Raw genomic sequence first — 5,812 nt, forward strand, 5'->3', positions numbered from 1 at the left:
GGGCGGCCCAGTGGTCGCCGAGGTCGCGCAGTTCCTCGGTGCTCCAGCCGCGCAGCCGGTCCTTGAGCCGGTCGTCGGCGGGGATTTGGGGCAGTGCGACGAAACTGCCGCCGCCCCGGCCCCGCCGGGTGGTGACCAGCCCCCGCTGCCGCAGGGCCATGAGCGCCTCGCGCAGGGTGACCGTGGACACGCCCAGCTGTCCGGCCAGTTCGCTCTCGCCGGGAAGCTGCTCGCCGTCGGCGAGGAGGCCCAGCTCTATGGCGTCGCCGATGCGGCGGACGACCGCGTCGACGCGGGCCCGGGTGTCCACCGGGCTGAAGACGGCCCGGCGGGCGCCGCCGTCGGTCTCGGGCCGGCTCACGGTCACCACCTCGCTCGTTGACTGAAGATTTACCCTAACGCCCTCTTGAGACGTGACCTATGAGTTCATAGGTTTGCGGTCAACGTTGAGGGCGCCAGAAAGGTTCCCGTATGGAGGGAATTGCGATCCGGCTGCAGGGACTGCGGAAGTCGTTCGGCGAGACGGCCGCCGTGGCCGGCGTCGACCTGGAGATACGGGACGGCGAGTTCTTCTCGATGCTCGGCCCGTCCGGCTCCGGGAAGACGACCCTCCTGAGGCTGATCGCCGGTTTCGAGACGCCCGACCAGGGCCGGATCGAACTCGCGGGACAGGAGGTCACCGGCCTGGCCCCGTACGAGAGGGACGTGCACACCGTCTTCCAGGACTACGCCCTCTTCCCGCACATGACGGTCGAGCAGAACGTCGCCTACGGGCTGCGGGTGCGCAAGGTGCCGAAGGCCGAACGGCTGGCCCGCGCCCGTGAGGCGCTCGCCGAGGTCCGCCTCGAAGGCTACGGGCGGCGGCGGCCCGACCGGCTCTCCGGCGGACAGCGGCAGCGTGTCGCGCTGGCCCGCGCGCTCGTCGGCCGGCCCCGTGTGCTGCTGCTGGACGAGCCGCTCGGTGCCCTCGACCTGAAGCTGCGCCAGCAGATGCAGGTCGAACTCAAGGCGCTCCAGCGGGAAGTGGGCATCACCTTCGTCCTCGTCACCCACGACCAGGAGGAGGCGCTCACCATGAGCGACCGGATCGCCGTCGTCGACCGGGGCCGGATCGCCCAGACCGGCACGCCCGCGGAGATCTACGAGCGTCCGGCGACCGCGTTCGTCGCCTCCTTCGTCGGCGTCTCCAACCTCCTCGACGGGGAGACGGCCCACCGGATCGCCGGCGCCCCGGGCACCTACAGCATCCGCCCGGAGAAGATCCGCGTCCTGGAGGAGTCCGCCGGGCCGGACGAGCCGGAACACACCACCGCCACCGGCACCGTGGCCGAGGTCGTCTACCTCGGGGACGCCACCCGCTTCGTGGTCGACCTGGACGGCGGCGGCAGGCTCACCGCGCTCCAGCAGAACCTGGAGACCTCCTCGGCGGACGCCGCCGCCTACCGCGGTACCCGGGTCCGCCTCCGCTGGCACCGCCGGCACGCCGTCCGGCTCCCTTCCTGACCCCCACACCTGGAGAACGCCGTGCGTCTCACCCGTACCCCGCGCGTCGCGGCCCTCTGTGCCGCCGCGCTGCTGCTCACCGCCGCCTGCGGCTCCTCCGGATCCGGCGGCTCCTCCGCCACCGGCCTCCACCCGCCCGCCCTGAAGGCCCCGGCGAAGCTGGGCCGCACCGAGGGGCGGGTCGACCTGGTCGCGTGGGCCGGCTATGTGGAGGACGGCTCCGACGATCCGCACGCCGACTGGGTCAGCGGCTTCGAGAAGCGGACCGGATGCCAGGTCCGCTCCAAGGTCGCCGCCAGCTCGGACGAGATGGTCAAGCTCATGAAGACCGGCGCGTACGACGCCGTCTCCGCCTCCGGTGACGCCTCCCTGCGCCTGATCGCCTCCGGAGACGCGGCCCCCGTCAACACCGGCCTCGTCCCGAACTACAAGGACGTCTTCGCCGGGCTGAAGAACGGCGCCTGGAACTCCGTGGACGGCCGGATGTACGGGATTCCGCACGGCCGGGGCGCCAACCTGCTGATGTACAACACCGCGAAGGTGACACCCGCGCCCACCTCCTGGTCGGCCGTCTTCGACGACGCCGCCCGGTACAAGGGGCACGTCACCGCGTACGACTCGCCGATCTACATCGCCGACGCGGCCCTGTACCTGAAGGCCCACCGCCCCGAGTTGGGGATCAGGAACCCGTACGCGCTCGACCGGAAGCAGTTCGACGCGGCCGTCGCGCTGCTGAAGCGGCAGAACGGCTACGTCGGCGAGTACTGGAGCGACTACCTGAAGGAGGTCTCGTCCTTCAAGAGCGGTGACTCGGTGGTCGGCACGACCTGGCAGGTGATCGCCAACCTCGCCGCCTCCGAGGGTGCCAAGGTCAAGGCGCTGGTGCCGACGGAGGGTTCGACCGGCTGGTCGGACACCTGGATGGTCTCCAGCAAGGCCAAGCACCCCAACTGCGCCTACAAATGGCTGGACTGGATCGTCTCACCCAAGGTCAACGCCCAGGTCGCCGAGTACTTCGGCGAGGCACCGGCCAACTCCCGGGCCTGTGCCGAGACCACCGACAAGAACTTCTGCGACACCTACCACGCCGCCGACGAGGGCTACTGGAAGAAGATCGCCTTCTGGAACACGCCCATCGAGCAGTGTCTGGACGGCCGCCGGGACGTGACCTGCGTACCGTACGCCGAGTGGGTCCGCGCCTGGACCGGGATCAAGGGCTGAGCCGTGCGGACCCGAGCCGAGCGGTACCCCGGCCGGCGGATCGCCGCGGTCCTGCGCCGTCGGCCCCGGCTCCGGCTGACCCTCCTGCTCACCGCCCCGCTGCTCTGGCTCACCGTCCTCTACCTCGGCTCGCTGGCGGTCCTGTTCGTCTCCGCGTTCTGGACGACCGACTCCTTCACCTCCCAGGTGGTGGAGGTCTGGTCGACGGACAACTTCCACGCGCTGCTGACCACCCCTGTCTACCGCCAAGTGGTCCTGCGCAGCGTCGTGGTGGCCCTCGCGGTCACCGCGCTGTGCGCGGTCCTCGCCTTCCCGGTCGCCTTCTACACCGCCCGGGTGGCCCCGCCGCGCCGGCGTCCGCTGCTGGTGGCGGCGATCCTCACGCCGCTGTGGGCGAGTTACCTCGTCAAGGTGTACGCCTGGCGGCTGATCCTGTCCGAGGGGGGACTGGCCGACTGGATGCTCGCCCCGTTCGGACTGCGCGGCCCCGGCTACGGGCTGCCCGCCACGGTGCTCACCCTGACGTACCTGTGGCTGCCGTACATGATCCTTCCGCTGCACACCGCGCTCGAACAGCTCCCGGCCGGGCTGCTCGAGGCCTCGGCCGACCTCGGGGCGCGGCCCGGCCGCACCTTCCGCTCGGTCGTCCTGCCCCTGGTGCTGCCGTCCGCCGCCGCGGGCTCCGTCTTCACGTTCTCGCTCAGCCTCGGCGACTACATCACCGTGCAGATCGTGGGCGGCAAGACCCAGCTCATCGGCAACCTGGTGTACTCCCACATCGACCTCGACCTGCCCATGGCCGCCGCGCTCGGCACCGTGCCCGTGGCCGTGATCGTCCTGTACCTGCTGGCGGTCCGCCGGACCGGCGCCCTCGACAACCTGTAGGAAGGAGCGCCATGCGCCTTGGCCGCACCGCGCGGATCGCCCTGCGGATCGGCGCCGGGCTCGGCTTCGCGGTGATCTACGTCCCGCTGGTGCTGGTCCTGCTCAACTCCCTGAACCCCGACCGCAGCGCGGGCTGGCCGCCGCCGGGACTGACCGGGCGCTGGTGGTCCGTGGCGGCGCACAACCCCGGTGTCCGGCAGGCGCTGTGGACCTCGGTGAAGGCGGGGCTCGGGGCCACCGCCATCGCGCTGGTGCTCGGCACGCTCCTGGCCTTCGCGGTGGCCCGGTACCGCTTCTTCGGCCGGGACACGGTGTCCTTCCTGGTGGTGCTGCCGATCGCGCTGCCCGGCATCGTCACGGGCATCGCGCTGAACTCCGCCTTCGGCACGGTGCTGGAGCCGCTCGGGGTGGGCCTCGGCCTGTTCACCGTGATCGTCGGGCACGCCACGTTCTGTGTCGTCGTGGTCTTCAACAACGTGGTGGCCCGGCTGCGCCGTACGGCCGGTTCGTACGAGGAGGCGGCCCAGGACCTCGGCGCGAGCGGCTTGCGGGCCTTCGTGGACGTGACGTTCCCGCTCGTGCGCTCCGCGCTGCTGGCGGGCGCCCTGCTCGCCTTCGCGCTGTCCTTCGACGAGATCGTGGTCACCACGTTCACCGCGGGGCCGGGCGTCCAGACCCTCCCGCTGTGGATCTTCGACAACATGGCCCGGCCACGGCAGGCGCCGGTGGTGAACGTCGTGGCCGCGGTGCTGGTCCTGCTGTCGGTGATCCCGGTCTACCTCGCCCAGCGGCTGTCCTCGGACACGGCGGCGTCGAGCCGCGTCTAGCCGGGCGAACAGGGCGGGGGCCGAAGCCGTACCGGCTTCGGCCCCCGCTTGCCGTACGGCTCAGGCGGCGGCGCCCACGTTGCCGTGCAGGCGGGCCACGACCTCGGTCAGCTGGGCGGCGACCTCGGCGTCGTCGGCCGGGTGGGTCTCGGCGAAGCGGACGCCGGAACCCGGTATGGCCAGCTTGATGTCCTCGATCACCTTGCCGCCGGCGATGCCGACGGCCTTGCGGGTGTCGTCCTGGGCCCACACGCCGCCGTACTGGCCGAAGGCGGTGCCGACCACGGCGACGGGCTTGCCGCCGAAGGCGCCGGCGCCGAACGGGCGGGACAGCCAGTCGATGGCGTTCTTCAGCACGGCCGGGATGGTGCCGTTGTACTCGGGGGAGAACAGCAGGAAGGCGTCGGCGGCCTGGGCGGCCTCGCGCAGTCTGGCGGCGGCGGCCGGAACGTCGCCCTCCACGTCGATGTCCTCGTTGTAGAACGGGACGTCGGCCAGGCCATCGAAGAGCTCGACCACGGCGCCCTCCGGTGCGAGCTTCACGGCGGCCTCGGCGAGCTGGCGGTTGTGCGAACCGGCGCGAAGGCTGCCGACGAGCGCGAGGATACGGACAGACATGGGAACTCCAAAGGGCTGAAACATCGCTGTGACGATCCGGACCGAAGTCCGTTTAAATGTGTACCACCTTAAGCGGACCGTGGTCCACTTTTGTTTCCGATGCTTTACGCTGTCGTCATGTCCAGCGCTCTGCCGCCCTTCCCGAAGCCACAAGAGCCCTTCGAGATCCCGTCCCTGCTGGAGGTCGGCGCGGCTCCCGACGAGCCGGGGCTGCGCGCCGACGCGGCCCGCAACCGGGCCCGGCTCCTGGAGGCCGCCGCCCGGCTGATCGCGGAGCACGGGGTGGCCGGGGTCACCATGGAGGCGGTCGCCGCGGCGGCCGACGTGGGCAAGGGCACCGTCTTCCGCCGCTTCGGCGACCGCACCGGGCTGCTCATGGCCCTCCTCGACCACTCGGCCCGCCGGCTCCAGGCCGACTTCCTGTGCGGCCCCCCGCCGCTGGGCCCCGGCGCGCCGCCCCTGGAACGGCTGCGGGCGTTCGGCGTGGCCGTGCTGTACCGCACGGCCGAACAGCTGGACCTGCAACTGGCCGCCCAGTCGGAGCCCACCCGCCGGTTCACCCACCCGGTGGGCGGGGCGCTGCGCACCCACCTCACGATGCTGCTCCGGCAGGCCGTGCCCGACGGCGACTGCGAACTGCTCGCCCACACCCTGCTCGCCTCCCTGGACCCCGCGCTGATCCATCACCTCACCCGGCAGTGCGCGATGCCCATGGAGCGTCTGGAGGCCGCCTGGCTCGACCTGGTCGCCCGGGTGAC

Annotated in this window: 7 protein-coding genes; 5 read left to right on the forward strand and 2 right to left on the reverse strand. The window is 71.5% G+C overall.

All coding sequences use genetic code 11. The features are described from left to right. Positions 1-361: FadR/GntR family transcriptional regulator (locus H5J33_RS20945; protein ID WP_181796461.1), on the reverse strand; the 361-nt coding region annotated here is incomplete at its 3' end. 110 nt (positions 362-471) lie between these two features. Here H5J33_RS20945 and H5J33_RS20950 point away from each other — a divergent pair. Genes H5J33_RS20950 through H5J33_RS20965 form a run of 4 tightly spaced genes read left to right on the forward strand, consistent with a single transcriptional unit; the run spans position 472 to position 4,436 of the window. Further along, positions 472-1,503, forward strand: coding sequence for an ABC transporter ATP-binding protein (locus H5J33_RS20950; RefSeq protein WP_181796462.1), 1,032 nt, complete (start codon positions 472-474; stop codon positions 1,501-1,503). Positions 1,504-1,524: 21 nt separating this feature from the next. After that, positions 1,525-2,724, forward strand: a complete 1,200-nt coding sequence (locus H5J33_RS20955) for an ABC transporter substrate-binding protein (protein WP_181796463.1) — start codon at positions 1,525-1,527, stop codon at positions 2,722-2,724. A 3-nt stretch (positions 2,725-2,727) separates the two neighbouring features. Next, on the forward strand, positions 2,728-3,609 hold the full coding sequence (locus H5J33_RS20960) for an ABC transporter permease (protein ID WP_181796464.1): 882 nt from the start codon (positions 2,728-2,730) through the stop codon (positions 3,607-3,609). Positions 3,610-3,620: 11 nt separating this feature from the next. Further along, positions 3,621-4,436 carry an ABC transporter permease gene (locus H5J33_RS20965; protein ID WP_181796465.1) on the forward strand — a complete coding sequence of 272 codons (816 nt, stop codon included), beginning with the start codon at positions 3,621-3,623 and terminating at the stop codon, positions 4,434-4,436. A gap of 60 nt (positions 4,437-4,496) precedes the next feature. Here the strand turns inward: H5J33_RS20965 and H5J33_RS20970 are convergent, their stop codons facing one another. Next, on the reverse strand, positions 4,497-5,054 hold the full coding sequence (locus H5J33_RS20970; protein WP_181796466.1) for an NAD(P)H-dependent oxidoreductase: 558 nt from the start codon (positions 5,052-5,054) through the stop codon (positions 4,497-4,499). A gap of 99 nt (positions 5,055-5,153) precedes the next feature. Between H5J33_RS20970 and H5J33_RS20975 the strand changes: the two genes are divergently transcribed. Beyond that, the coding region (locus H5J33_RS20975; RefSeq protein WP_181796467.1) for a TetR/AcrR family transcriptional regulator at positions 5,154-5,812 on the forward strand (659 nt) is incomplete at its 3' end.

Origin of the sequence: Streptomyces sp. WELS2, assembly GCF_013870595.1 — a bacterium.
Taxonomy (GTDB): domain Bacteria; phylum Actinomycetota; class Actinomycetes; order Streptomycetales; family Streptomycetaceae; genus Streptomyces.

What these genes read in the sequence shown, in the direction of transcription:
- H5J33_RS20970 (WP_181796466.1), bottom strand. Translation starts at nt 5,054, where the DNA reads ATGTCTGTCCGTATCCTCGCGCTCGTCGGCAGCCTTCGCGCCGGTTCG.
- H5J33_RS20950 (WP_181796462.1), top strand. Translation starts at nt 472, where the DNA reads ATGGAGGGAATTGCGATCCGGCTGCAGGGACTGCGGAAGTCGTTCGGC.
- H5J33_RS20965 (WP_181796465.1), top strand. Translation starts at nt 3,621, where the DNA reads ATGCGCCTTGGCCGCACCGCGCGGATCGCCCTGCGGATCGGCGCCGGG.